The 25,829-nt window shown below is 64.0% G+C and carries 25 protein-coding genes; 17 read left to right on the top strand and 8 right to left on the bottom strand.

What is annotated here, in order from left to right; genetic code table 11:
• Nucleotides 1–15 precede the first annotated feature (15 nt).
• Nucleotides 16–828, top strand: a complete 813-nt coding sequence (locus tag P0D96_RS18115) for an exodeoxyribonuclease III (protein ID WP_408314629.1) — start codon at nucleotides 16–18, stop codon at nucleotides 826–828.
• Nucleotides 829–917: 89 nt separating this feature from the next.
• Here the strand turns inward: P0D96_RS18115 and P0D96_RS18120 are convergent, their stop codons facing one another.
• The 4 genes from P0D96_RS18120 to motA all read right to left on the bottom strand — a co-directional run bounded on the left by P0D96_RS18120 (nucleotide 918) and on the right by motA (nucleotide 4,022).
• Entirely contained in the window at nucleotides 918–1,205 is a 288-nt protein-coding gene (locus tag P0D96_RS18120; RefSeq protein WP_132382142.1) for a CsbD family protein, read from the bottom strand.
• Nucleotides 1,206–1,374: 169 nt separating this feature from the next.
• The gene (locus P0D96_RS18125; RefSeq protein ID WP_408176967.1) at nucleotides 1,375–2,058 is read right to left on the bottom strand and encodes a Pr6Pr family membrane protein; all 684 of its coding nucleotides are present in this window, start codon (nucleotides 2,056–2,058) and stop codon (nucleotides 1,375–1,377) included.
• A gap of 90 nt (nucleotides 2,059–2,148) precedes the next feature.
• On the bottom strand, nucleotides 2,149–3,138 hold the full coding sequence (gene motB / locus P0D96_RS18130) for a flagellar motor protein MotB (RefSeq protein WP_408314630.1): 990 nt from the start codon (nucleotides 3,136–3,138) through the stop codon (nucleotides 2,149–2,151).
• 14 nt (nucleotides 3,139–3,152) lie between these two features.
• Nucleotides 3,153–4,022, bottom strand: a complete 870-nt coding sequence (gene motA, locus P0D96_RS18135) for a flagellar motor stator protein MotA (RefSeq protein WP_408176969.1) — start codon at nucleotides 4,020–4,022, stop codon at nucleotides 3,153–3,155.
• A 423-nt stretch (nucleotides 4,023–4,445) separates the two neighbouring features.
• Here motA and P0D96_RS18140 point away from each other — a divergent pair, with 423 nt between their 5' ends.
• Both P0D96_RS18140 and P0D96_RS18145 read left to right on the top strand, forming a co-directional pair.
• Nucleotides 4,446–5,459: a hypothetical protein gene (locus P0D96_RS18140; RefSeq protein WP_408176970.1), complete on the top strand. Its 1,014-nt coding sequence runs from the start codon at nucleotides 4,446–4,448 to the stop codon at nucleotides 5,457–5,459.
• A gap of 89 nt (nucleotides 5,460–5,548) precedes the next feature.
• Entirely contained in the window at nucleotides 5,549–6,961 is a 1,413-nt protein-coding gene (locus tag P0D96_RS18145) for a DUF2252 domain-containing protein (protein ID WP_408176972.1), read from the top strand.
• A 94-nt stretch (nucleotides 6,962–7,055) separates the two neighbouring features.
• Here P0D96_RS18145 and P0D96_RS18150 read toward each other — a convergent pair whose 3' ends face one another.
• On the bottom strand, nucleotides 7,056–7,919 hold the full coding sequence (locus P0D96_RS18150; RefSeq protein ID WP_408176973.1) for a polysaccharide deacetylase family protein: 864 nt from the start codon (nucleotides 7,917–7,919) through the stop codon (nucleotides 7,056–7,058).
• Between the two features lie 232 nt (nucleotides 7,920–8,151).
• Here P0D96_RS18150 and P0D96_RS18155 point away from each other — a divergent pair, with 232 nt between their 5' ends.
• The 10 genes from P0D96_RS18155 to P0D96_RS18200 all read left to right on the top strand — a co-directional run bounded on the left by P0D96_RS18155 (nucleotide 8,152) and on the right by P0D96_RS18200 (nucleotide 16,941).
• Nucleotides 8,152–9,027, top strand: coding sequence for a LysR family transcriptional regulator (locus P0D96_RS18155; protein ID WP_408281883.1), 876 nt, complete (start codon nucleotides 8,152–8,154; stop codon nucleotides 9,025–9,027).
• Between the two features lie 118 nt (nucleotides 9,028–9,145).
• A complete protein-coding gene (locus P0D96_RS18160) occupies nucleotides 9,146–10,393 on the top strand; it encodes a D-amino acid dehydrogenase (RefSeq protein WP_408314633.1) in 1,248 nt (415 codons plus the stop codon).
• A 76-nt stretch (nucleotides 10,394–10,469) separates the two neighbouring features.
• Nucleotides 10,470–11,366 (top strand): glutamate/aspartate ABC transporter substrate-binding protein, encoded by an 897-nt coding sequence (locus P0D96_RS18165; protein WP_408314635.1) that lies wholly within the window; start codon nucleotides 10,470–10,472, stop codon nucleotides 11,364–11,366.
• 106 nt (nucleotides 11,367–11,472) lie between these two features.
• Complete coding sequence (locus tag P0D96_RS18170) at nucleotides 11,473–12,237, top strand: SDR family oxidoreductase (RefSeq protein ID WP_132382162.1); 765 nt, start codon at nucleotides 11,473–11,475, stop codon at nucleotides 12,235–12,237.
• A gap of 88 nt (nucleotides 12,238–12,325) precedes the next feature.
• Nucleotides 12,326–12,544, top strand: coding sequence for an oxidoreductase-like domain-containing protein (locus P0D96_RS18175; RefSeq protein ID WP_132382164.1), 219 nt, complete (start codon nucleotides 12,326–12,328; stop codon nucleotides 12,542–12,544).
• 54 nt (nucleotides 12,545–12,598) lie between these two features.
• Nucleotides 12,599–13,468 (top strand): NAD-dependent protein deacetylase, encoded by an 870-nt coding sequence (locus tag P0D96_RS18180; RefSeq protein WP_408176978.1) that lies wholly within the window; start codon nucleotides 12,599–12,601, stop codon nucleotides 13,466–13,468.
• A gap of 31 nt (nucleotides 13,469–13,499) precedes the next feature.
• Nucleotides 13,500–14,105 carry a pyridoxamine 5'-phosphate oxidase family protein gene (locus tag P0D96_RS18185; protein WP_408314637.1) on the top strand — a complete coding sequence of 202 codons (606 nt, stop codon included), beginning with the start codon at nucleotides 13,500–13,502 and terminating at the stop codon, nucleotides 14,103–14,105.
• 31 nt (nucleotides 14,106–14,136) lie between these two features.
• On the top strand, nucleotides 14,137–14,769 hold the full coding sequence (locus tag P0D96_RS18190) for a DUF938 domain-containing protein (protein ID WP_408314639.1): 633 nt from the start codon (nucleotides 14,137–14,139) through the stop codon (nucleotides 14,767–14,769).
• Between the two features lie 178 nt (nucleotides 14,770–14,947).
• Nucleotides 14,948–16,357: an NADP-dependent phosphogluconate dehydrogenase gene (gnd, locus tag P0D96_RS18195; protein WP_132382172.1), complete on the top strand. Its 1,410-nt coding sequence runs from the start codon at nucleotides 14,948–14,950 to the stop codon at nucleotides 16,355–16,357.
• 266 nt (nucleotides 16,358–16,623) lie between these two features.
• Nucleotides 16,624–16,941 carry a DUF4148 domain-containing protein gene (locus P0D96_RS18200; protein ID WP_132382174.1) on the top strand — a complete coding sequence of 106 codons (318 nt, stop codon included), beginning with the start codon at nucleotides 16,624–16,626 and terminating at the stop codon, nucleotides 16,939–16,941.
• A gap of 154 nt (nucleotides 16,942–17,095) precedes the next feature.
• Here P0D96_RS18200 and P0D96_RS18205 read toward each other — a convergent pair whose 3' ends face one another.
• Entirely contained in the window at nucleotides 17,096–17,842 is a 747-nt protein-coding gene (locus tag P0D96_RS18205) for a DUF2968 domain-containing protein (protein WP_408176983.1), read from the bottom strand.
• A gap of 176 nt (nucleotides 17,843–18,018) precedes the next feature.
• Complete coding sequence (locus P0D96_RS18210; RefSeq protein WP_132382178.1) at nucleotides 18,019–18,339, bottom strand: hypothetical protein; 321 nt, start codon at nucleotides 18,337–18,339, stop codon at nucleotides 18,019–18,021.
• Nucleotides 18,340–18,589: 250 nt separating this feature from the next.
• On the opposite strand from P0D96_RS18210, the gene P0D96_RS18215 reads away from it, so the two are divergent.
• The 3 genes from P0D96_RS18215 to ltaE all read left to right on the top strand — a co-directional run bounded on the left by P0D96_RS18215 (nucleotide 18,590) and on the right by ltaE (nucleotide 20,981).
• On the top strand, nucleotides 18,590–18,901 hold the full coding sequence (locus P0D96_RS18215; RefSeq protein WP_408176984.1) for a cupin domain-containing protein: 312 nt from the start codon (nucleotides 18,590–18,592) through the stop codon (nucleotides 18,899–18,901).
• Between the two features lie 155 nt (nucleotides 18,902–19,056).
• A complete protein-coding gene (locus P0D96_RS18220; protein WP_408176986.1) occupies nucleotides 19,057–19,824 on the top strand; it encodes a peptidoglycan DD-metalloendopeptidase family protein in 768 nt (255 codons plus the stop codon).
• A 149-nt stretch (nucleotides 19,825–19,973) separates the two neighbouring features.
• Nucleotides 19,974–20,981: a low-specificity L-threonine aldolase gene (gene ltaE / locus P0D96_RS18225; RefSeq protein ID WP_408314641.1), complete on the top strand. Its 1,008-nt coding sequence runs from the start codon at nucleotides 19,974–19,976 to the stop codon at nucleotides 20,979–20,981.
• Between the two features lie 232 nt (nucleotides 20,982–21,213).
• Here ltaE and P0D96_RS18230 read toward each other — a convergent pair whose 3' ends face one another.
• On the bottom strand, nucleotides 21,214–22,581 hold the full coding sequence (locus P0D96_RS18230) for an MFS transporter (RefSeq protein WP_408177225.1): 1,368 nt from the start codon (nucleotides 22,579–22,581) through the stop codon (nucleotides 21,214–21,216).
• 730 nt (nucleotides 22,582–23,311) lie between these two features.
• On the opposite strand from P0D96_RS18230, the gene P0D96_RS18235 reads away from it, so the two are divergent.
• Nucleotides 23,312–25,765, top strand: a complete 2,454-nt coding sequence (locus tag P0D96_RS18235) for a glycogen/starch/alpha-glucan phosphorylase (protein ID WP_132382186.1) — start codon at nucleotides 23,312–23,314, stop codon at nucleotides 25,763–25,765.
• The last annotated feature ends 64 nt before the right edge of the window (nucleotides 25,766–25,829 follow it).

The raw sequence follows: 25,829 nt of genomic DNA on the forward strand, positions 1-25,829 counted from the left end.
CAGGGAGGACATGCCGTGGCCAGGCTTCGAATCGCGACCTTCAACATCAACGGTATCCGCTCGCGCCTGCCGGCGCTGCTGCAATGGCTCGAACGCGAGGCGCCCGACATCGTCTGTTTGCAGGAACTCAAGGCGGTGGACAGCGCGTTTCCTGTCGAGCAACTGCGCGACGCCGGCTATAGCGCGATCTGGCAAGGGCAGAGCGCCTGGAACGGCGTGGCGATTCTGTCGAAAGGCGAAGCGCCGCTGGAGAGCCGCCGCGGCCTGCCCGGTTTCGAGGACGACACGCATAGCCGCTACCTCGAAGCGGCAGTCGGCGGCGTGCTGGTGGCGTGCCTCTATCTGCCGAACGGCAATCCGCAACCGGGCCCCAAGTTCGACTACAAGCTGGCGTGGTTCGATCATTTCATCGAGCACGCGGCGAAACTGTACAAGAGCGCCCATCCGGTCGTGCTGGCGGGCGACTTCAACGTGGTGCCCACCGACGAAGACATCTATAACCCGCGCTCCTGGCTAAAGGACGCGCTGCTGCAACCCGAGACCCGCGAGCGTTACCAGCGGCTGCTCGCGCAAGGCTGGACCGACGCGCTGCGAACACATTTCGGCGACGAACGGGTCTACACGTTCTGGGACTATTTCCGCCGGCATTGGGATACCAACTCCGGCTTGCGCATCGACCATCTGCTGCTGAGCGCCGACCTCGCGCCGCGCTTGCGCGATGCGGGCGTCGACCGCTGGGTACGGGGCGAGCCGCACGCGAGCGATCATGCGCCCACGTGGGTCGAACTGGAGATGAGTGCGGGGCGCCGCAAGAAAAGCGGCGCATAGGAGTGTAAAAGCGGGCGTATAGCGGGCGCATAAGCGCGAAACGGGCGATCGCTCATCGCGGATCGCCCGGCGATCAACCGCGTCGAAAATCAACGGCGATAGTCGCGTCCAGCGGCACCGTGTGCCCACAGCGCACCGGCCACGAAGCCGGCGAGCGCGACCACCGCGATCGCGGTGAAGGGGCTTTCCGCCGTGGTTTCACGCACGAGGCTCGTGGTGCTCGCGGCTAGTTGCTGGGCTTTGCCGCTGAGTTCTTTCGCCTTGCCGGCCAATTGCGTGCCGGTATCGCCCAATACATCGCCGACCGCGCCCTGAACCTTGCCCGCGACTTCCTTCACTGCGCCTTCCGCTGAGTTAGCTGCCGAATTGGTGTCCATACGTTTTTGCTCCCATTGTCATATTTACGTGTGAGCCATTGCGATCGCAACGCGGCCACACCAGGGTGTCGCGCAGGCCGCGCCGAGAAGCGCGGCTTACGTCCACCAGACAGGGCGCAAGAAGCGCGCCCGACGGAAAAAGCAAAACCGGTGGCGCCGGACTGGAGCGTCAGTGCCGCCGCCGGGAATTGATCCCCACGAATACGGCCATCAGCATAAGGAAGCCGCCGAACAGCAGCGCCGAATTCACCACGGCGTGCGTAAACCCGAGTCGCTCGACATTGATGAACGGATAGGGGTAGAAATCCGACAACGTTCCGCGCCAGAAGGTCACGCCGAGATAGGTCAATGGATACACCAGCCACAACAGACAATGCCGCAGCTTCAGGTGAAAACGCGGCACGAACAGCACCCAGTAAAGCGCGGCGAGCATAGGCAAGACACTGTGGAGCGATTCGTTGAGCAGGAGCCGGAATGCCGTAGGTGTCCAGTAACCTCGCAACAGCAGGTTGTAGGCGATCCCGACAAACGCCATGTACACCACCACGGCGGTGACGACGGTGGGTTGCCGGAAAAATCGCGCGGGCGTCGACCGGTGGCCACGCAACGCCACGCAGGTAAAGCAGATCGCGCAGGCGAGAACCGTCAGATTGGTGAGGTAACTGCTCATGCGGGCGAAGCCGTCGAGCACGGTCAGCCCGCGGGCGAGCGTGCGATCGATCGTGACCTCGGCTTGCGCGACGATGGAGATCCACGCAATGACGGCGATGATCGCCGCCAACGTCACCGACGGAACACTAGGCGTATGCAGCGGAAGCTCGGGCTCCCGTTGCTCGGAAAGGGCAGGGCGCATGCGTTCGATTCTATACACACTGCATGGGCTTTGCAGTGTGCGCTATCGAGCGCACGCGCTGAATCGATCATGCGGAGGTCCGAAAAAATACTACGGCGTGCTACGCGAACCGGTCACCGCCTGCAAGCCCCCGACCACGGCGGGAATGGTCGAACTCGCCGGAGTGGTTTCGTCGATCGCGGTGCGTCCGCCGTCGTGGAAAAACGCCAGTTCCGCGGCTTTGTTCAGCACCAGGATGCTGATGCGACGATTGGTCGGCTCGTCGACGACATGGCTGTTCAGCGGCAAGACGTCCGCCAGCCCGCGCACCTGCAGCAGCTTTTCGCCATGCATGCCGCCGGCGACCAGCGAGCGGCGCGCGGCGTTGGCGCGTTCGGACGACAGCTCCCAGTTCGAATAGCCTTCCGGGCCCGCGGTGTACGGCACCGCATCCGTATGGCCGGCAATCGAAATGCGGTTGTCGACGTCGTTGAGCGCGGCGCCGATCTGCGTGAGGATCGTCACCGCGTAGGGCTGCAGCTTCGAACTGCCGGAAGGGAACATCGGCCGGTTCTGCAAATCGACGATCTCGATACGCAGCCCTTCGTTCGTGATCGAAATGCGGATCTGATCCTTGAACGCCTTCAATGCGGGGCTTTGCTCGATCAACGTAGTGAGCTTCGCCTTCAGTTGTTCGAGACGCGCCGCATCGGACGGCGCCACGGTCGGCGCGACGGTGGCGGGCGGAGTGGGCTGGGTCTGGCTCTTCTTGCCGTCGCCGGGCCGTGTATCGGAGATGTCGCGGCCGCCGCCTTGCACCACGCTCGGACGCGCGGCGGCGGTGCCTTCGTTGCCGCCGAGCAGGCTCGACAGGGGCGTGTTGAAATAGTCCTCGATACCCTGCTTGTCGTACTTCGACGTGGAGCCGAGCAGCCACATCAGCAGGAAGAACGCCATCATCGCGGTGACGAAGTCGGCGTAGGCGATCTTCCATGCGCCGCCGTGATGCCCGCCGTGGTCATCGCCTTTTCTCGAACGGCGCACGATCACCGGCGCCGGCGCCTGTTCCTCCTGCGAGGCGCGCGATCTTCTTTCGCTCATCATGCCGCTCCGCGTCAGGCCGACTTCGGCATCTTGGTGGCGCGCACGGCGTCGTCGAGTTCCTGGAAGCTCGGACGGTCGGCGGTGAACAGCACCTTGCGGCCGAACTCGACGGCGATCGGCGGCGCGTAGCCGGACAGCGACGCGAGCAGCACGGCCTTCACGCACTGGTACGGCTTGGCCTCAGCGCGGCCCTTCGCGTTGAGCAGATCGGCCACGGGGCCGATAAAGCCATACGCGAGCAGAATGCCGAGGAACGTGCCGACCAGCGCGCCGGCAATCATCTCGCCGAGCACGGCGGGCGGCGCGCCGACCGAACCCATGGTATGAACGACGCCCATGACCGCCGCGACGATCCCGAAGGCGGGCAAGCCGTCGGCCATTTTCTGAATGGCGTTGGCCGCGACCGACGCTTCCGCGTGATGTGTGGCCAGCTCCTCGTCCATCAAGTCCTGCACTTCGAGCACGTTCACATTGCCGCCCGACATCATGCGCAGATAGTCGACGATGAAGTCGAGCAAATGATGGTCCTCCAGCACGTGTGAATACTTCTGGAAAATCACGCTTTCTTCCGGCGCGGTGACGTCCGTTTCGAGCGACATCATGCCTTCCTTGCGCGCCTTTTGAAGCAGTTCATAAAGCAGCGCGATCAGCTCCAGATATTTTTCCTTGGTGTAGCCGCCGCCTTTAAAACATGACGGAATCGCCTTGATGGTTTTCTTCAGCGTGGAAGTCGGATTGCTCACGACAAATGCGCCGATTGCCGCACCGAAAATACAGAGTAATTCGAACGGCTGAACGAGCGCCGGCAGGTGCCCACCCACGCCGACAAAACTCCCGATCACAGAACCGATTACTACAACCCAGCCGATTGCGACAAACATACTCTCTCCGATTATCTTGCGCGACGCACGGCCGATCAGAGCAGGTCCTATTTCAAGGCCTTTTCTTGTGCGTCATAAAATTTTTGCATGTATGGGTAAACGGCTGGATTCGTTGTTGCTGAAGTGCTCGGCTGGGTGAAACACTAAAAATTTCACCAATCGGTTAGTTTATTGAATGGGTGCCGGTAAATTTGTCCGCTCAGTGCGATCGTTGCAATTGCAACTTGTATTCGCCCAGTCCGGTAAAACCCCCGTGTCAATCTGCCGCTGATGCAAACGGATACGTAACCTTTTTACCGATCGGTCTGCTAGCATGACGAACAGTTTGTATCGACGGCCATTCCCCTGGGACACCTCGCCACAGCGCCCCCGTCGACCACGAATACCGGCAGCGCTAGCGACTCACCCGGAGAACAATGCCGCATGCGGAATCTGACATCTGCTGCTCGATATTGGCTGGTTCGCAAGGCGGCCGCCTGCATGACGGGTCTCGGCCTGCTGTTCATTTCCACTCTCAGTCACGCTCAGGAGTTTTCGCTATTCGGCGGCGGCTCGCGCGCGAGCAGTATCAACACCTATACGTGGGCCTTCAACTATCAGGAAGGCCTGGGGCAATATTTCGCCGCGAGCTTCACGTGGCTCAACGAAGGGCACATTCCCGATCATCATCGCGACGGGCAGATGATCCAGTTGTGGGCGCGCCTTCCCGTGGGCAGCCCGCAGTTCGTCGTGCAAGCGGGCGTCGGCCCATACCGCTACTTCGATACGACCACCGCCGAGCAGGGCGGCAGTTATTCCAACACCCACGGCTGGGGCGTGGTGTACAGCGTGCGCGCCGCGTATTACGCGTCGAACCGGTGGATCACGCAGTTCCAGTTGAATCGCGTGCACGTTCAGCGTGGACCGGATTCGACCGGCGTGATGTTCGGGGTCGGCTATCAGCTCGACGCGCCTGGTTCGCCCGGTCCGCGCGACTGGGCGATCGGCAGCACGCACAAGGTCACCAATAACGAAGTGGCGGTGTATCTCGGCAAGACCATCGTCAATTCGCCCAGCTCACCGAACGCAGTGGGCGGCGCGATCGAGTACCGGCGCGGCCTCGCGAAATATCTCGACGTGACGGTCGGCTATCTTCACGAAGGCAGTACCAAGGTGGCGCGCCGCGACGGGCTAACGAGCCAGTTGTGGGCCACACGCGCGTTCCTCAACGATAAGGTTTCGTTGGCGGTCGGCTTCGGCGCCTACTATGCGATCGACGAGAACGAACATAGCGAGACGCCCGGTCCGGGCGCCGGGACGTTCTCCGGCCTCATCACGATTACGGGCTCGTATCGCATCACCGAGCACTGGGATGCGCGGCTCGCATGGAACCGCGTCATGACCCGTTATGATCGTGATTCGGATGTGATATTCGGTGGCGTGGGCTACCGTTGGTGAAGGCTTACTCGACCCACGCAGGATGTTGTCGTGCCAGCAGAAGCAGTCTCTCGAGCCGCTAATCAAGACCCGGAAAAACGGAGAAGAGCATGAAAGCCAGCACCATCGCCGAACGGGAGGCCCGGGGCCGCGCCGCCCGCGAGCATTCGAAACGGTCGAGCCATAAGGCGGTAGGCGAGTTGCATCGCAACCCGATCGAGTTGCTCAAGCAAAGCAGCGAGGGCCGGGTGCAGAACCTCGTGCCGCTGCGCTATGGGCGCATGGCCGCCTCGCCTTTCACGTTTTTTCGCGGCACCGCAATCCTGCAGGCGCACGATCTCAGCCAGGTGCGCGACTCCGGCCTGACCATGCCGATCTGCGGCGACGGCCACTTGATGAATTTCGGCGGCTTCGCCACGCCCGAGCGGCAACTCGTCTTCGATCTGAACGACTTCGACGAGGTGTCGATCGGGCCATTCGAGTGGGACCTGAAACGGCTGACCGCAAGCTTCGTCGTCGCGGCGCGTCACATGCGCCTGAGCCGGGGCGCCGCTGAAAACCTGGTGATGACGGCGGTCACCGAATACCGCGACCGCATGGCGCAGTATGCGCAATGCGGCGCGCTCGAACTCTGGTATGACCGGATCACCTTCGACCGTATGGCGGAAACGGCGTTGACACCGGAACGCCGCCGCACCGTAAGGCGCGGCATGGAAAAAGCTGCGAACCGGACGCACGAAAGCCTGCTCGAGAAAATGGCCGAGCACGACGGCGACCACTGGACGATCCGCGATGCGCCACCGGCGCTGTTTCATGTGCTGGGCGCCAGCACCCTGTTCACCGCGGAAGAGACCGAAGCGTTCCGAGGCGCGAACTGGCGCAAGTTGCTCGAACGCATGTGGGGCGAGTATCTGAAGACGATGTCGCATGACCGGCGCGAACTGCTCAGTCATTTCACCGTGCAGGATCTGGTGTTCAAGGTGGTGGGCGTGGGCAGCGTCGGCACGCGCTGCATGGTGCTGCTGTTGGTCGATCACATGGGCAAGCCGCTGTTCCTGCAGTTGAAGGAGGCGCGGCCTTCGGTGATCGCGCAGTTCTACAAATCGCCGGTCATCAAGCACGAAGGTGAACGCGTCGTGCAAGGACAGCGCATGCTGCAGGCCGCGAGCGACGTCTTTCTCGGCTGGGCGACGGGGCCGCTCGGGCGGCAATTCTATTTCCGCCAGCTGCGCGACATGAAGCTCTCGGCGAACATCGAGTTGTTCGACATCGACCTGCTGGAAGGCTATGCGCGGCTCTGCGGCTGGATCATGGCGCGCGCGCATGCCAAGGCGAGCGGGCAGGCGATCGAAGTCAGCGCGTATATCGGCCGTGGCGACCAGTTCGCGGAAGCGCTCACCGGCTATGCCGCGACCTACGCGGATCAGGTGGAGCGCGATTACGACGTGTTCCTGAAGGCGTGCCGCAGCGGACAACTCGAGGCGCGCACGGACGAAGAGATGGCGGCGGATTTCCGCGTGTAGCGGCGGTGTTGGCGCGGCTCTCCGCGTTGGACTGCATGCGAGCGGTGTAACGCGCATGGACTGAGCGGCCTACGCGCGTACGCGTGTGCGCGCCTCAGTCTCTGCTGTCTACGCGCGCCTCGCGCAACGTCACGAAACGCAAGCGCCGTTGCCGAGCCGCGTCGATCACACGCGGCAGCACCGCGAGGATCAACGGCGTGCCCTCGATCGTGAGCGCGGCGTTGCCGTCGTGGAGTAGCAGAATGTCGCGCGGCGCGAGGCCGTCGAGCAGCCGCCGCGTGACCACGCCTGGATCGCGCTCGCGCGTGTCGTAGCCGCGCCGTGTCCACGCTGCGAGCCGCAGATCGAGCTTGCGCAAGACCGGTTCGAGAAAGATGTTGCGCAGCCCCGCCGGCGCGCGGAAGAACATCGGCCGTTCGCCGCTTAGGGCTTCGAGCGTGCGTTGCGCGGCGTCGATCTCGCGCGTGAGGGCGCCTGGTAACGTCACGGAAAACGTGTGGACGTGAACCTGCGAATGGTTTTCGAGCGCATGGCCGCGCGCGACGATCTCGCGTGCGAGTTCCGGATAACGCTGCGCCTTCGCGCCGATGCAGAAGAACGTGGCGCGCACGCCGAAGGCGTCGAGCAGATCGAGCACTTGCGGCGTGACGAGGGGATCGGGACCGTCGTCGATGGTCAGCGCGATCGCGTCGGCGTTGCGCGCGGACGCGGGCAGGCGGGTCCAGTTCGGACCGAGCAGCGAGGTGCGCGGCAACAGGCCGGCCACCGTGAAAATGGCGTGATTCACGAAGATCGCGGCGAGCCACCAGGGCCACGCGGCGGGCGCGACCAGCCATCCTGCCAGCACGAATACGTGCCATGCGGCGGTGGTGGTGAGCATCGCGGGATAGCCGGTTTGCGGCCAGCGGCGTGGCGGCGCGTGGTGGACGCCATGCGGCGGCGTGGGGAGTTCTTTCATAAAGCGTGCTTCCTGTCTTCCTTCCTCCTTCCTGGGAAGGCCTTGAATCGCGCGCGCGGCGCGCAACAGCAAACGATACCATTGATGCGCGCCGCGACGCGCCCGCGGACAGGAACGGCAAATAATGAAAGCGCGCTGAAAGACGTTATGCTTCGCGACGGCCGGGCCTTCAGGGCGGCCGCTCGTCCAACTCACTGTGCCTAATTCGCCGGTTCGTGCCGGTCATGCGTCCATGCGTTTGCGTCACATCGAAATTTTTCACGCCATCATGCGCACGGGGTCGCTGTCGAAAGCGGCGGAACTACTGTGCGTGTCGCAGCCCGCCGTGAGCAAGGCGCTCGCGCACGCCGAGCGTAGCCTCGGTTTCGCTTTGTTCAACCGCGTGCATGGCCGCTTGCAGCCGACGCGTGAAGCGGAGCTGCTGTTCTCCGAATCGCAGAAGCTGCACGCGAATCTCGACGGCATTCGCCATCTGGCGCGCAATCTCGCGCTGCAACCGGAGGGGCACCTACGCATCGGCTGTCTGCCGAGTCTCGGGCTGAGTCTGATTCCGCCGGCGGTGCAGGCGTTTCGCCGCGACTTTCCGCGCGTGTCGCTGAAGATTCAGACACGGCATACGGAGGAGTTGCTCAACGCGTTGCTCACGCGCGATCTCGATCTCGCGATCGCGTTGAATCCACCGGCGCGGCCCGGCATCACCGCGGTCGAGCTGGGCCGCACGGCGATCGTCTGTGTCTGTCCGCCCGACGATCCCGACGCGCGGCAGCCGATCGATCTCGCGGCCTTCCTCGCGCGCGACTGGATCAGCATCGGCAATACCGATCCGCTTGGCGAATTGATCGGCAATGCGCTCGAAGCGCAGGGCCTCGATGAAAGCGTCGCCGCCGTCGAAGCGCAGACCTGGTATGTGGCGCGTGCTCTCGCCGCACGCGGCATCGGCTATGCGCTGCTCGATGAACTGACGGCGCGCAGCGGCGCGGAGCCGGTCGCGATCCGGCCGGTGACGCCCGCCCTGTCGGCGGGCGTGTTCGCGCTGTGGCGCGACGGCGGCATGGACTCGCAGGCCGGCAACGCGTTTCTCGACGTGTTGCGCGCGCCCTTCGCCTGAGCCGTCCCTCGGCTTCGAGCTCTTAACCCTGGGTTATGGAGCCGTGCATCTGCTCATTTGCTGCGCGCATTTCGTCGCGCCACACTCATGTGGATGAATCTTCGAAGGCGTGATGTTTATGCGGGTATGTGTACTCGGTGCGGGCGTGGCGGGTTTGACGAGCGCCTATCAACTCGCGCGAGACGGCCACGAGGTAACGATTCTCGAAGGCCGCGACGGCGCGGCGCTCGAAGCGAGCTTCGCGAACGGCGGCCAGTTGAGCTATAGCTATGTCGCGCCGCTCGCCGATCCATCGGTTCTGCCGCATCTGCCCGCATGGCTGCTGCGAAGCGATTCCGCGTTGCGTTTCGTGCCGCGTCTCGATCCGCAGCAGTGGCGCTGGTGTCTGTCGTTTCTGCTCGCCTGCCGCGGCGAACGCGCGCGTCAAACCGCCATTGAGATGCTGCAACTGGGCGCGTTGAGCCGCGCTACGCTGCACGATCTCGTGCAACGCGAAGCGATCGACTTCAACTACGTGCGCAACGGCAAACTCGTCGTGTACCGTGACGCGAATGCGTTCGATGCGGCACGTCGCAAGATGGCCTATCTGCAAACGGCCGGCTCCGATCAGCGTGCACTCGACGCCGCCGCCTGCGTGGCGCTCGAACCCGCGCTCGAACGCGCGCAGCCGTTGCTGGCGGGCGGGATTCATACGCCGTCGGAAGAGGCGGGCGATTGCCACCGCTTCAGCGTCGCGCTCGCCGATGTGCTGAAAGCGCGCTACGGCGTGACGATTCACTACGTGACGCCGGTTCACTCGTTCGTCACCGAGCGCGGCTCTGCGGTGGCCGTGCGCACGCCGCAAGGCGAATGGCGCGCGGATGCCTTCGTGGTCGCGTTGGGCAACGGCAGCGCGCCGTTGTTGCGCGAGCTCGGCATGCGGTTGCCGATGTATCCGCTCACCGGCTATAGCCTCACCATTCCGGGCGCGCCCGGCCAGGCGCCGCGCGTGAGCGTGACCGATCTGCATCGCAAGGTGGTGTATGCGCCGCTCGGCGAGCGTTTGCGGATTGCCGGCATGGTCGAAATCGCCGGCATGCATGTCGCGCAACGCGAGCGGCGTCTGGCCTTGCTCAAGCGCCAGGCGCAGGAGATTTTCCCGAATGCCGGCGACTACGCGAAGGCGCAGACATGGTGCGGCCATCGGCCGGCCACGCCGGACAGCAAGCCACTCATCGGCGCCACGCCTTATCGCAATCTGTGGCTCAACACGGGACACGGCGCGCTCGGCTTCACGCTGGCGTGCGGCAGTGCGCGTGTGATCGCCGATGCGATCGCGGGCCGCACGCCGCCGCTCGACCTCGGCGCCTATGCATGGCAGCGCTAGCGCACAGTGCGTTGCATTACGCCGTCTTTACAGAACCACCACAACACGCCGCTTCGGCGCCACGAAAGGAGACCTCATGAAACTCGCTGTAGCCCTCACCACGATCGCCATCGCCACGACGCTTGCCGGCACCGCGCGGGCCGAAGAGACTAGCGCCACGCTGAAAAAAATCCGCGACACCGGCGTGATTTCGCTCGGCGTGCGCGAATCGTCGGTGCCGTTCTCTTACTACGATGAACAGCAGCAGGTGATCGGCTACTCGCAAGCCATCGCGCTGAAGATCGTCGACGAGGTGAAAAAGGGACTGAACCTGCCGAATCTGAAAGTGAAGGAAGTGCCGATCACGTCGCAAAACCGCATTCCGCTGGTGCAGAACGGCACCGTCGATATCGAATGCGGCTCGACTACGCATACCAAAGACCGCGACAACCAGGTGGCGTTTTCGAACAGCTTCTTCCAGTACGGCGTGCGCATGATCGTGAAGAAAAGCTGGGGCGTGAAGGACTTTCCCGATCTCGCCGGCAAGACCGTGGTGACCACGGCGGGCACTTCCGAGGAACGCCTCTTGCGGCAGATGAACAACGACAAGGGCATGAACATGCGCCTGATCAGCGCGAAAGACCACGCGGAATCGTTCCTCAATGTGAAGACCGGCCGCGCCGTGGCATTTGTGATGGACGATCCGCTGTTGTATGGTGCTAAAGCCAAAGAGGCGGACGCGGACGACTACCTGATCACCGGCACCTCGCCGATGTCCGAAGTGTATGGTTGCATGTTCCGCAAGGAAGACCCGAGGTTCAAGAAACTCGCCGACGGCGTGATCGCCCGGCTGCAAACCTCGGGCGAGGCCGCGACCATGTACCAGAAGTGGTTCACGCAGCCGATTCCGCCGAAGGGCATCAACCTGAACTATCCGCTGTCGGCGGATATGAAGTCGCTGTTCGCGAACCCGAACGACCGCGCGCTGGATTGAGCGCTCGCTGGGCGTTTCCCGTGGCGCTTTCCACGCCGTCCGGTCCGGCAAGTTCGTGTGCAGCGGTCCGCATCATGCATCAACTGCACAAACGAGGAGACGTGCCGTGACGGAAACGGGAGTCAAGAAGGTCGCGCTGGTGACGGGCGCGGGCAGCGGGATCGGTCGCGCGTGCGCGCTCAAGCTGCTGGAACACGGTTATAGCGTCGTACTGGCCGGCCGTCGTCAGGCGCCGCTCGATGCCGTCGTTCAGGAGGCGCAGCCACTCGGCGGCGACGCGCTCGCCGTGGCGTGCGACGTCACCAACGCCGATAGCGTCGCCGCGTTGTTCGAGACGATCCGCGCGCGCCGCGGCCGGCTCGACGTGCTGTTCAACAACGCAGGCCGCAACGGTTCGCCAGTCGATATCGACGAACTCGATATCGACGAATGGCGCTCGGTGGTCGACACCAATCTCACCGGCGTGTTCCTTTGTACGCGCGCGGCCTTCGGTCTGATGAAAACGCAGAGCCCGCGAGGCGGGCGCATCATCAACAACGGTTCCATCTCGGCGCATGCGCCGCGGCCCAATAGCATTGCCTACACTGCGACCAAGCACGCCATCACCGGCCTCACGAAAGCCGTGTCGCTCGACGGCCGCAAATACGACATCGTGTGCGGGCAGATCGACATCGGCAATGCGGCGACGGAAATGGCCGAACGCATGGCGCGCGGCGTGCCGCAGGCCAACGGCGAAATCGCGGTCGAGCCGCTGATGGACGTTCAACACGTGGCGGACGCCGTGCTGCACATGGCGGAGCTGCCGCTCTCGGCGAACGTGCAGTTCATGACGATCATGGCGAGCAAGATGCCGTTCGTCGGGCGGGGGTGACGGCTGCGCGCGCGCCGGACGCAAAGAGCAAGCGGCGCGAGATCAACTTATACTGATCGCTTCCCGCCTCGATGGAAAGCGATTCGCCGTGCCCCGAGCCACACCCAAGGACGACCCGCAACCGGTGCCGCCCGTGCAGCCCGATCTCGACGACTGTTGTCATAGCGGCTGCAATCCGTGTGTTTTCGATCTCTACGACGACGCGCTCGAACGTTATCGAACTGCGCTCGCCGAGTGGCAGGCGCGGCAAGCGCAGCAGACGCCACATACGGCAACGCGGCAGAGCAAGCCGCGTTCGCACCGTTGAACGGCGCTCGAGATTTAGCCTTGAGACCGCCGCAGCCCTTCACCATGCCCCGTCATGACCGACCTTCAGTCCGCGCCTCACGAACCCCTGAATGATTCGCACACGCTGGACGACCTGCATCGCTTCGTGCAGCGTTATCCGCGGCTGTTCGTGCTGACCGGCGCGGGCATCAGCACCGACTCCGGCATTCCCGGCTATCGCGACGACAAAGGCGAGTGGAAACGCTCGCCGCCCATCACGGTGCAGGAGTTTCTCGGCACGCTCGCCATGCGCCAGCGCTACTGGGCGCGCAGCATGGTCGGCTGGCCGGTGGTCGCGCACGCGCAGCCCAACGCCGCGCATACCGCGCTGGCCCGGCTCGAAGCGGCCGGCCACGTGCCGACGCTGGTGACGCAGAACGTCGACGGCCTGCATCAGCGGGCGGGCAGCCGCGAGGTGATCGAACTGCATGGCGGCATCGATGGGGTGACGTGTCTGGACTGCGGCATGCAACACTCGCGCGCGTCGATCCAGCAGACCCTTGAAGCCGACAATCCCGCGCTCCTGAACGTGACCGCCGAAACCGCCGCCGATGGCGACGCGCATCTCGAATGGCACGATCTCGGCGGCTTCCGTATTCCGGCGTGCTCGAACTGCGGCGGCTTGCTGAAGCCGGCGGTGGTGTTCTTCGGCGAAAGCGTGCCGAAGGAGCGCGTGGAGGCGGCCTCGCACGCGCTCGACGCGGCGGACGCCGTGCTGGTGGTCGGCTCGTCGCTGATGGTCTACTCCGGCTATCGCTTTTGCGTGTGGGCGCAGAAGCAGGGCAAGCCGGTCGTCGCGGTCAATCTGGGGCGCACGCGCGCCGACCCGCTCTTGTCTCTGAAAATCGCCGCCCCGTGCGCCGCCACGCTGACCGCGCTGGCCGGCCGCCTGGCGCTGGATTAAACCGGTCACACCGATATAAAAAGGAATGCCGATGTTGACGACGATCGCACAGCTCGAAGCCCTCTACGGTCAGCCGCACGAGCGCGCCGTGCGCAAAGAGATTTCATACATCAACGAGGACTATCGCGCGTTCATCGATGTCGCGCCGTTCGCCGTGCTCGCGACCGCCGGACCGGAAGGCCTCGACTGTTCGCCGCGCGGCGACGCGCCGGGCTTCGTGCGCATCGTCGACGAACGCACGCTCGCGCTGCCGGACCGGATCGGCAACAACCGCCTCGACAGTCTGCGCAATATCATCGTCGAGCCGCGGCTCGCGCTGCTCTTCATCATTCCCGGCGTCGGCGAAAGTTTGCGCGTGAACGGCCGCGGCCGTATTACCAACGATCCGCACTGGCTGGACAGTTTCGCCGTCGAAGGTAAACTGCCGCGCACCGTGCTGCTGGTCGACGTGGACAGCGTCTATTTCCACTGCTCGAAAGCGTTGGTGCGCTCGAAACTGTGGGACCCGGCGCGGCACGTCGAACGTTCGCGGCTGCCGAGCGCCGGCGAGATTCATCGGCGCATCAACGGCGCGCAGTTCGACGCGGCCACCTACGATCGCGAACTCGCCGAACGCGTGCGCACGACCCTGTACTGAAACTGAAACCGAAGCTCAACCGAAGCTGAACATGACAGATTCCCAATCGGCGTTGCGGCAACATTCGCCATCCGCTGAACGCAACCGCGAACCGATCCTCGCGGTGTTGCGTGCGGCGCTGCCGGTCACCGGCCGCGTGCTCGAAATCGCGAGCGGCACCGGCCAGCACGCGATCTGGTTTGCCCGCGCCATGCCCGGACTCGACTGGCAACCGAGCGACGCAGATGCCAGCGCGCGTGATTCGATCGCCGCGTGGACCGCGCACGAGGGGCTCGCGAACGTGCGCGCGCCGCTCGCGCTCGACGTGCATCAGCCGGACTGGCGCGTGGACACGCTCGACGCCGTGGTGTGCATCAACATGATTCACATCTCTCCGTGGAGCGCGGCGCAGGCGCTGTTCGCGGGCGCGAGCCGCCGTCTCGTCGATGGCGGTGTACTGTATCTGTACGGTCCTTACAAACGCGGCGGAGCGCATACTTCTCCGAGCAACGATGCGTTCGATCAGCAGTTGCGCGGCCGCGATCCGGAATGGGGCGTGCGCGACATGGAAGCCGTGGTGGCGTTGGGCGCTTCAGTCGGACTCGTGTGCGACGAGCCGATCGCGATGCCGGCCAACAATTTCAGTCTGGTGTTCAGGAAACGCGCGGACGCGGCGCGGGTCTGACGAACGTCAATGCAGGTTAAGCGCGGGTTGGACGCGGATTCAACGCACTGAAAAGCGCCGCCCGGTGTCCGCCAACGAGCGGCAAGCTGGCATTTCTTTTATTCTTTCACCCTCGACGTTGCACTGACGTTCTTCCCGGCGCGGCGTCACGACATTTTTTGGACTCTGGAGAATTCACATGGGCAAACAGGCAATCGGCGTGGTGGGGCTAGCGGTCATGGGCCGGAATCTGGCGCTCAACATCGAGAGCCGCGGCCACGCGGTATCGGTGTACAACCGTAGCCGCGAGAAAACCGACGAACTCATCGCCGAATATCCGGACAAGAAGCTGGTGCCGGCGTTCACTTTGGAAGAATTCGTGGAGTCGCTGGAAAAGCCGCGCCGCATTCTGCTGATGGTCAAGGCAGGCGAAGGCACCGACGCCACGATCAACCAGTTGAAACCGCTGCTGGACAAGGGCGACATTCTGATCGACGGCGGCAACACGCATTTCACCGACACCATCCGCCGCAACCAGGATCTCGCGAAGTCAGGTCTGCACTTCATTGGCACGGGCGTGTCGGGCGGCGAAGAAGGCGCGCTGAAAGGTCCGTCGATCATGCCGGGCGGCCAGCGCGACGCGTACGACCTCGTGGCCCCGATCCTCACCGAAATCGCCGCGAAGGCGCCGGACGGCGAGCCGTGCGTCGCTTACATGGGGCCGGACGGCGCGGGCCACTTCGTGAAGATGGTGCACAACGGCATCGAATACGGCGACATGCAACTGATCGCGGAAAGCTACGCGGTGCTCAAGCAGGTGGTCGGGCTGTCGAACGAGGAACTCGGCAAGGTCTATACCGAGTGGAATCAGGGCGAACTCGACAGCTACCTGATCGAAATCACCTCGAAGATTTTCAGCAAGAAAGATGACGAGACCGGCAAGGATCTGGTCGACGTGATTCTCGATCGCGCCGCGCAGAAGGGCACCGGCAAGTGGACCAGTCAGAACGCGCTCGACCTCGGCGCGCCGCTGCCGCTGATCACGGAAGCCGTGTTCGCGCGCGTGCTGTCGTCGCTGAAGACGCAGCGCGTGGCGGCGAGCAAATTGCTGGAGGGGCCACAGGCCAGGCCGCTCGGCGTCGAACGCGACGCCTTTATCGAATCGGTGCGCCGCGCACTGTATTTCAGCAAGGTGATTTCGTACGCGCAAGGCTTCGCGCAACTGCGCGCCGCCTCGGAAGAGTACAAGTGGGATCTGGACTACGGCACGATCGCGAAGATTTTCCGCGCCGGCTGTATCATCCGCGCCCGCTTCCTGCAAAAGATCACGGACGCTTATACGAAGGACAAGGCGATTGCCAATCTGCTGCTCGATCCGTATTTCCGAGATATCGCCAGGAATTATCAGGCGGCGTTGCGCGAGGTCGTGGTGGCAGCGGTCAACGCGGGCGTGCCGGTGCCGGCGTTCGCGTCGGCGATCGCGTATTTCGACGCGTATCGTTCGGAACGCCTGCCGGCGAACCTCGTGCAGGCGCAGCGCGATTTCTTCGGCGCGCATACGTTCGAGCGTATCGACAAGCCGGGCAGCTTCCACGCGAACTGGAGCTGAGCGTTTGAATCGCCGTCCGGCGCGCCCTTGCAGCAAGGCGCGCCGGCTTGTGAAAGCGCTTCAAACCCAGTTGGTGAATTATTGCTGAAAGGCAGCGGACAGGTAGTGCGGCGGTTCGGTCCGTCTGCTACTGTTGCGAAATTCGAAATAGAGTTTCGTCGTTTTAGGGGTTTCCCCTAGGTGTCGACACTCCTAAACTTCTATTTAAGCGCTACGGCACAACAAGCCCACAGCGAATTAAAAAACAAGTTCTGGAGGTTTACATCATGAAGGCTCTTATCTCTGCAGTTGTCGTCGCCGCCGCTCTGGCCGCTCCTGTCGCTTCGTTTGCTCAATCGAATCAGCCGGTGACGCGCGCTCAAGTCCGCGCTGAACTGGTTCAGCTGGAAAAGGCCGGTTACAACCCGGTGGGCGATCACTTCGATTACCCGGCTAACATCCAGGCCGCCCAGGCACGTGTCGATGCGCAAAACGGCACCGCCCAGGCTGTGAACAGCGGCTACGGCGCACCGATCGCCGGCAGCTCGCAAGCTGGCCGTCCGGTGAGCAGCAACGACCGTAACTCGGTTTACTTCGGCAACTAATTTGCGCCGAAGCTGATGGAAATGCCGCCTGGCTGATAGGCGGCAAGCAAATAAAAACGCCGTCCGGATTGCCGGGCGGCGTTTGTCGTTTACGGCGCGGCGCGGGCGCCGGCATCCGACACGATGTCGGTGCGCGCTCGTCGACCCGCGGTCCTCAACGATTGGGCAAATGCGGGATCGCTTCGTTGCTCGTCAGATTGAGCTGATGAATCTGCCGATGCGCCTTGTTCAGATGCGCCTGCGCGGCCACGCGCTGCGCTTCCAGTTGCGACACCTCTTTGCGCACCTGATGCTGCCGGTTCGACACCGCCTGCTCGTGCGTGCCGCGCCTTTGCAGATCGCTGCGCAGCCGCTCGGCCTGCGCCTCGGAGCGCGCGATCATGCGCGCGAGCTGTTCGTTCTGCGCCTCGAGTTGGGCGCGGCGGGTTTCGCCGTCCGCGAGCCGCGTCGCCTGCTCCTCGAAATGATGGAAGGCGGTTTGGGCGGCTTCGAGATCGGTGGCTTTCAGTGCGCGCCATAGCGAGCCGTCCTCATACAGGGCGACGTAGTAGGTCAGTTCCTTCGCATGGAAGAGCAGGCTGACCGAGTAGTCGAAGCTGCGGAATACGCGAAACGGCGTCAACGCTTCCTCTTCGGCGAGCCATTCGACTTCGGCGATGTCGGCAATCTGCACGCCGCGCACGCCGACCTGTGCCGGCACCACCGGTACCGGCCGCAAGGTGCTCACCGGACGAACCGGCCTCGGTGCCGCGTCCAGCGCCGCGGAGCCGGCGGACGAGTCGTCGGCCGCTGCCGGTTCGTCGTCGTCGGACGAGGCGGGATCAGAGGCGCTCGCGCGCACGTCATGCACGAGATGCGACGGGCCTGCCAGCACGTGGCGGCGGTTCAGGAGACTTTTCACGGCGGTCCTCCGGTTGAGTCGCCCGAAATCCGCAAACGGCGCCGACAGTGAAGCGTGCCGGTTAGTCTGGCAGGCGAGCGGTGAGCGAAACATGGCGGACCGGCGGCGTTGGTGAACGGACGCCGGGGGTGCGCGGCAATACGGATGCAGCCCGGATGCAATCCGCGTGCGTGGCTCTAATGCAGCGTGCGATGCCGGCGGCCTATTTCATCGAATAATGCGCGGCTCGGTTCGAGGGCGAGCAGCCAGGATTCGTCGTAGCCGCTCAGATTGTCGAGCGCCTCGCGCAGCCGCTCGATCGCCAAAGCAGGAATCTCGACGCTCGCCTCCACGCCGCTCGACAATCCCGCAATGCTGGCCAGTTGGACGAGGGCGTCGGCGGCTTCGGCCACGTCGGCGGCGAAGACCAGGTGCGTGTTCAGCAACTCGACCAGACCAGGCGACGCCGCGACATCGTCGACGTGGAGTTGCACGGCCAGAAAAGTGGCTTTGTTCATTCTCAACCCCCTCGCGGAATCAATCGTTTTGCTTACGGCGCGTCGCGGCAGCATGACTGAGTATAGGCGAGGGCTCAAAGGATTCAATGCTCACACAAATCGGCCGCGCGGCCTGCTGACGACGGGCGAGCGGGCCAGCGCACCTATAATGGGGCCAGCCGGGAGGTGGTTCGCCCAAGGCCTGGCGGCCCGCTATGCACAATGGATCGCATGACTGGCCGGTGTCGTTTTTCTCAACTGCCTCGTGACCATGAAGATCATTCGCAGCAAGAATTTCACCGCGACGCGTGCCTGGGGCGCGCTCGATATCGCCAACATGGGCGGCATCACGACGCGCCTGCATTGGACCGATCAGCCTTATAAATGGCACGTCAACGACGGCGAGGAAGTGTTCGCCGTGCTCGATGGCCGCGTCGAGATGCGCTATCGCGAAGGTGGCGTCGAACAGTCGGCCATTCTGGAGACCGGCGACGTGTTCTACGCAACGGTCGGCACCGAACATGTGGCGCATCCGATCGGCGCGGCGCGCATTCTGGTGGTCGAGGCGGAAGGCAGCGTCTGAATGTTGGCGGACGGCCGATGCCATGCCGGCGCGGTTGTCGCCGCGCACGGCGGCATAATGGATAACCGTCGCCGCGCCCTCGAGACGAGCGGCACGGCAAATGCTTGGGCATCGATTGAATCCGATTGATTGAACAAAGTGTCGAGGAAAATCACATGACAAGACCATGGCAATTGACGGGGACCCGGTTGCTAACAGCGGCCGCGCTCGGCGTGATGTTCAGCGGCTGTACGACGATGCCGTGGGAGAGCACGCCGTTTTACAGCAGCACGCCTTCCGGCCCGACCACGCTCAGTACGGTTCCGGTTCCCGCCGGTTTCTACCGGGTCAATCCGGGCGACACGATCGGCGGGATTGCTTCGGCATATGGCCGCAAACCGCAGGAGGTCGCGGCGTGGAACGGCCTTGCGGCCAATGCCGCCGTTACGCCGGGCCAAGTGCTGCGAGTCTCTCCGCCGATGGCCTCGGGCAGTGTCGTGACGCCGCCGGTCGCCGTCGGGCCGAACGGTCCCGCTACGCCCGGCGCGCCCCCGGCATCCGCCGGACCGCAGCAAGGCGTGTTGCAATGGCCGGTCCGCGGCCCGGTGCTGAGAGCCTTCGCGCCGGGTAAATCGAACGGCATCGTAATCGGCGGGCGTGCGGGCGATCCGGTCAAGGCAGCCGCTACCGGCCGCGTCGTCTATGCCGGCTCGGGTATCGAGGCGTACGGCCCGCTCATCATCATCAAGCACGACGACTCGCTGATCACCGCCTACGGGCAGAACAGCACGCTGCTCGTCAAGGAAGGCGACGCGGTCGCGCAGGGGCAAACCATCGGTGAAGTCGGAGTGGATAGCCGCGGTGTCGCGTCGATCCAGTTCGAGGTCCGCCAGAACGGCCAGCCGGTCGATCCGCTCGCGTGGCTGCCCAAGTCGGGCGGCTGAAGCTTCTTTTTAGCGCGATTTCAGCGCCGCGTTAATTGAATATACTGTGTGGCTAAACTGCCGGCGCCGTGTCCGCCCGTCGATACCGACGGCGCGGTGCGTCGACCGGCTGTCATAGGCTGTCATTCACAGGCGCACAGGAACACACAATGATCGATTTACGCAGCGATACCGTAACCCGTCCAACGCCGGCGATGCTCGCGGCCATGACGGCCGCCGAAGTCGGCGACGACGTCTGGGGCGACGACCCCACCGTGTTGCGTTTGCAGGCCACGCTCGCCGAACGCACCGGCAAGGAGGCCGGCCTGTTCTTCCCGAGCGGCACGCAAAGCAACCTGGCGGCCTTGATGGCGCACTGCGCGCGCGGGGACGAATACATCGTCGGCCAGTTGGCGCACACCTATAAGTATGAAGGCGGCGGCGCGGCGGTCCTCGGCAGCATCCAGCCGCAGCCGCTCGAAAATGCCGCGGACGGCTCGATCCCGCTGGAGAAGATCGCTGCCGCGATCAAACCCATCGACAACCACTTCGCGCGTACGCGGCTGCTGGCGCTGGAAAACACCATCGGCGGCAAGGTGTTGCCGGCGGGGTACGTTGCCGAGGCGGTGCAACTTGCGCGTCAGCACGGCCTGTCCGCACATCTCGACGGCGCGCGTGTCTACAACGCGGCGGTCGCGTCGGGCAAGCCGGTTGCGGCGTTGTGCGAGCCGTTCGATTCGGTCTCGGTCTGTTTTTCGAAGGGGTTGGGCGCGCCGGTCGGCTCGGTGCTGGTCGGCAGCCGCGCGCTGATCGACGTGGCGCACCGCTGGCGCAAGGTGTTGGGCGGCGGCATGCGTCAGGCCGGCGTATTGGCGGCGGCGTGTCTCTACGCGCTGGATCACAACGTCGAGCGCCTCGCCGACGACCACGCACACGCCGCGCATCTGGCCGCAGGTCTGGAGGCCATCGACCAGGTCAAAGTGCAGTCGGTCGCCACTAATATGGTGTTTGCGCAGTTTCCGCAGCAGCACTGCGCGCCGCTCGAAGCATGGCTCAAGGAGCGCGGCATTCTCACGCAGATGCTGTATGCGTCGCGATTCGTGACGCACAAGGACGTGTCGCGTGGGAATATCGATACGTTTATCGCCGCGGTGAAGGGGTATTTCGCGGCGCGGTGATGTTTGGGCGGAGCGCGGTCGAACTTGAGTTTTTAAGCGGCCGCGCTCGCAAAAGTCTGGGCGCAAAGTTGGCCGGCAATGCGCGGCGAAGACTGAGGCACGGGAACGCCGCGTATCAATGCCGCTGGCAACAGCCGCAAAGCCGGATCGCAAGACGAGGCGCCGAACAAAAGCAGCAACGAGAATCAGCAAAACAAAGCGGACGCACTGTCACCCCAGCGCGCCCGCTTTTTCATTTCATCGACGCTTTCGCATGCGCCCCCGACCGATGCGACGGCGCCAGCAAACGCAGGCCGCTCGCGAGGCTCGCCGCGCCCGCGAAGAAAGCGCCGGTGCTCAGCGCCAGCGTCGGCCCATGCCGCCCGGCAATCCCGAAGCTCAACGCGACGAGCGCCGCGCCGGTGGTCTGCCCAAGCAGCCGCGCGGTCGCGACAATGCCGCTTGCGCCGCCGCTGCGCTCGGGCGGCGCGCTCGCCATCAACGCCTTCAGGTTCGGCGACTGGAAGAAACCGAAGCCCGCGCCGCAAATCGCCATGCGGATGCCGATGTCGAGAACGTGCGGATGCACCGGCAGGAGCGCCAGCGACGCCATCCCCGCCGACATCACCGCGAGACCGATCGCGCCGAGCAGTCCCGGCGGATAGCGGTCGGACAGGCTGCCCGCCAGCGGCGCGGCCAGCGCGACCACCACGGGCCACGGCGTCATCAGAAAGCCGGTTTCGACCTGGCTGCGATGCAGCACGTCCTCGAAGTAGAACGGCAGCGAGACGAACGCCAGCCCTTGCGCGGCGAACGAGCAAACCGCCGTCACCGCCGACAGCGCGAACACTGGCCGCTTGAACAGATCGACGGGCAGCATCGGCGCCGGATGGCCCGCTTCGCGGCGAATCAGCAGCAGACCGAACACCACGGCAATCGCCGCCGCGCTCAGCACCAGTTGCGTCGAGGCGCGCTGGGCCGCCTCGCCGAGCGCGAAGATCAACGCGGCGAAGGTGATGACGTTCAGCAGCGCGGCGACCGGATCGAAGTTGTGCTTGCCGCGCTCGGTGTGCGGCAACGCCGGCCACGCGAAGCCCAACGCCAGCAGGCCGAGCGGCACGTTGACCGCAAACAGCCACGGCCACGCGGCCACGGACAGAATCAGCGACGCCACCGTCGGCCCGACCGCGAACGACACGCCGACGATCAGCGCGTTGGTGCCCAGACCGCGTCCGAGCCGGTGCGGCGGAAACAGATAGCGGATCAGCGCGGTGTTCACGCTCATGATCGCGCTCGCGCCGAGGCCTTGCAGGACGCGCGCGGCGGCCAGCAGCGGCAGCGTCGTCGCTAGCGAGCACGCCAGCGAAGCCAGTGTGAAAAGCGCAATGCCGCCGATGTAGATCCGCCGATGCCCGACGATATCGCCGAGCGCGGCGAGCGGCAGCAGCGTCGCGACCATCGCGAGCTGATACGCATTGATGATCCACACCGACGCCGCCGGTGCCGCATGCAGGTCCGCGGCAATGGCGGGCAGCGCGGTGTTGGCGATGGCGGTATCGAGCGTGGCGAGCGCGACGGCGAGCATGATCGCGGCCATCGCGCGGCGGTTGGCGGCGGACATCGGAACGTCCGCGGGGAAGGGTTGGGCGGCGGTGGCGCTGGGTTTGTCGGACAAGGCGGTGGTTCGTCGGGTTGAGCATGCCCGCGCGCAGCCGGACGAGTCGAGGCGCGCGGCGCGGGAGTGGCAGGAGTTGCGAGGCGTGTGGCGCGTTGGCCCGAATCCAGCGTTTGACGCGTTTCAGGCGGGGCGCGCAACGAATGTAGTGATTGTTACAGAGACGCGGAAATCGTGCTGGGACCTGGGCGGAGAGGGTGCTGATCACGCGGGCATTAATGCAACTAACGGTCAAGCCCGCCCCCATCCGCGAACTGCTGCGCGCTCGCGGTGTCACATGCCATTCCGGCACAATCGCTTAGCAGACGAGGCGCTTCCATTTGACCACGCACCGGCCCATCGGCTCATTCATCCGCGCGTCACGCGGCGAAAAAATAATGGCGTTGCCTTCCATTCAATGCGCATTGGACGATTCGCAATCGTTTGCCTGTTTTGCGCAACCGATGCACGCGCGCAGTGCCACGCACACGTGGCTTGCACCTCGCGCGTGCGAAAAAACGCCGCGCCGGCTGATGTCGGTAGGCATGGCATGTGCGTAACCAAGCGCTCGCGCTCGCCAGTGTCCGGTGGTCGTAAAATGTCGTACTCTGCTTCTTAACCCGCCTGACCGGCACGCGCCTCCCGCCCGTCATCTGTGCGGTTCGCGTATGTCGCGTCTTTTTTCCCGGAGGCTTCGATGACAGCCGTCGATCTGGAATTCGACCAGCTCAACAGTACCGTCGACGCGCTACGGCGCTCAATTTCCAATCGCATGATGTACGGCGTCGGCAAGGACGCCGTCACCGCGCATCCGCATGACTGGCTGCACGCCGCGGCGCTTGCCGTGCGCGACCGGCTGGTCGCGCGCTGGATGAAGACCACGCGCCTGCAATACGAACAGGACGTGAAACGCGTCTACTACCTGTCGATGGAATTCCTGATCGGCCGGACGTTTACGAACGCCTTGCTCGCTCTCGGCATTCATGACCAGATGAAGGAAGCGCTCGCGAGTCTCGGCGTCGACATGGATGCGCTGACCGATATCGAGCCGGACGCCGCGCTCGGCAACGGCGGCCTCGGCCGGCTGGCGGCCTGCTTTCTCGATTCGATGGCGACGCTCGGCATTCCGGGTTTCGGCTACGGCATTCGTTACGAATACGGCATGTTTCGTCAGCAGATCGTCAACGGCGAGCAGGTCGAAGCGCCGGACTACTGGTTGCGCGCGGGTAATCCGTGGGAGTTTCCGCGGCCCGAGATCAAGTACATGGTGCACTTCGGCGGCCGCACGGTACAGCGTGGCGAGCATGTCGAATGGATTGACACAGAGCACGTGAACGCCACCGCGTACGACACCGTCATTCCGGGTTACGCAACCGACGCGACCAACACGCTGCGCCTGTGGTCCGCGCGCGCGACGGAAGAACTCGATCTCGGCGCGTTCAATCGTGGTGACTACCGCAACGCGGTCGACACGAAGAACATGTCGGAGAACGTCTCGCGCCTGCTGTATCCGGACGACTCGACACCGGCCGGCCGCGAGTTGCGTCTGCGGCAGGAATACTTTTTCGTCTCGGCGACCATGCAGGATCTGATTCGCCGCTATCAGCGCACGCACAGCACGTTCGGGCGCTTCTCCGAAAAAGTGGCGGTGCATCTGAACGATACGCACCCCGTGCTGGCGATTCCCGAGTTGATGCGTTTGCTGGTGGATGTCCACCATCTGCAGTGGGACAAGGCATGGAAGCATGTCACGCAGATCTTCTCGTACACGAATCACACGCTGATGCCCGAAGCGCTCGAAACGTGGGACGTGGAGATGCTCGCGCGCCTGTTGCCGCGGCACCTCGAGATCATCTTCGAGATCAACGCGCAATTTCTCAAGCACGTCAGCGAGCAGTCGGGTCATGACGCCGAGATGATCCGCCGCATTTCGCTCGTCGACGAATACGGGCAGCGGCGCGTGCGTATGGCGTATCTGGCGATCGTTGCGAGCCACAAGGTGAACGGCGTCTCGAAGCTGCATTCGCAACTCATGACGCGCGATATCTTCGCCGACTTCGCGCGCATCTATCCGGACCGCTTTACCAACGTGACCAACGGTATCACGCCGCGCCGCTGGCTCGCGCAGGCGAGCCCGTCGCTGTCGTCGCTGATCGATCAGCAAATCGGCAAGCATTGGCGCAGCAATCTGTTCGAACTGGAGCAACTGCGCAACCTGCGCACGGACAGTGGCTTTATCGAGGCCTTCCGCGAAGCGAAGCGGCAAAACAAATTGCGGCTCGTGCACCGTCTCGCGCATCACACGAAACTGCATTTCGATCCGGATGCGCTGTTCGATCTGCAGGTCAAGCGCATTCACGAATACAAGCGGCAACTGCTCAACGTGCTGCACGTGATCGTGCGGTACAACCAGATTCGCGCGAATCCCGAGCGCGACTGGGTGCCGCGCGTGGTGATGTTCGCCGGCAAGGCCGCGTCCGCGTACCGGATGGCGAAGACGATCATCAAGCTGATCGGCGACGTCAGCGAGAAGGTCAATCACGACCCGCTAGTGGGCGACCGCCTGAAAGTGGTGTTCGTGCCGAACTACGGTGTGAGCGTGGCGGAGTTGATCATTCCGGCCGCCGATCTGTCGGAGCAGATTTCGATGGCCGGCACGGAGGCATCGGGCACCGGCAACATGAAGCTCGCGCTCAACGGCGCGTTGACGATCGGCACGATGGACGGCGCGAATATCGAAATCTGCGATGCGGTGGGCCGCGAGAACATCTTCATCTTCGGCCACACCGCCGACGAAGTGGACAACCTACGCGCCACCGGCTACCGGCCGCGGCAAATCTACGAAGAAAACGCGGAACTGCGCACGGCGCTCGACCAGATCCGCACGGGCTTCTTCTCACCGGACGATCCGCTGCGCTTCTCGGATATTTTCCACACGCTGGTCGATTGGGGCGATCACTACATGGTGCTCGCCGATTTCGCCGCGTTCGCCAAGGCGCAGGACGAGGTGGACGCGCGCTTCGTCGACAAGCGCGCGTGGGCCGAAAGCGCGATCGAGAATGTGGCGGGCATGGGTCAGTTTTCGTCGGATCGCACGATCGGCGAATATGCACGCAATATCTGGCATGTGAATCCGCTGAATATCGAATAGCAGACGCTTGCCTCGTTTCAGTCTCGGAGTGGAAAGGCCGTGCGATTGTTGATGAATCGCACGG

Source organism: Paraburkholderia sp. RL17-347-BIC-D (assembly GCF_046027915.1).
In the GTDB taxonomy this organism is placed as follows: Bacteria; Pseudomonadota; Gammaproteobacteria; order Burkholderiales; family Burkholderiaceae; genus Paraburkholderia.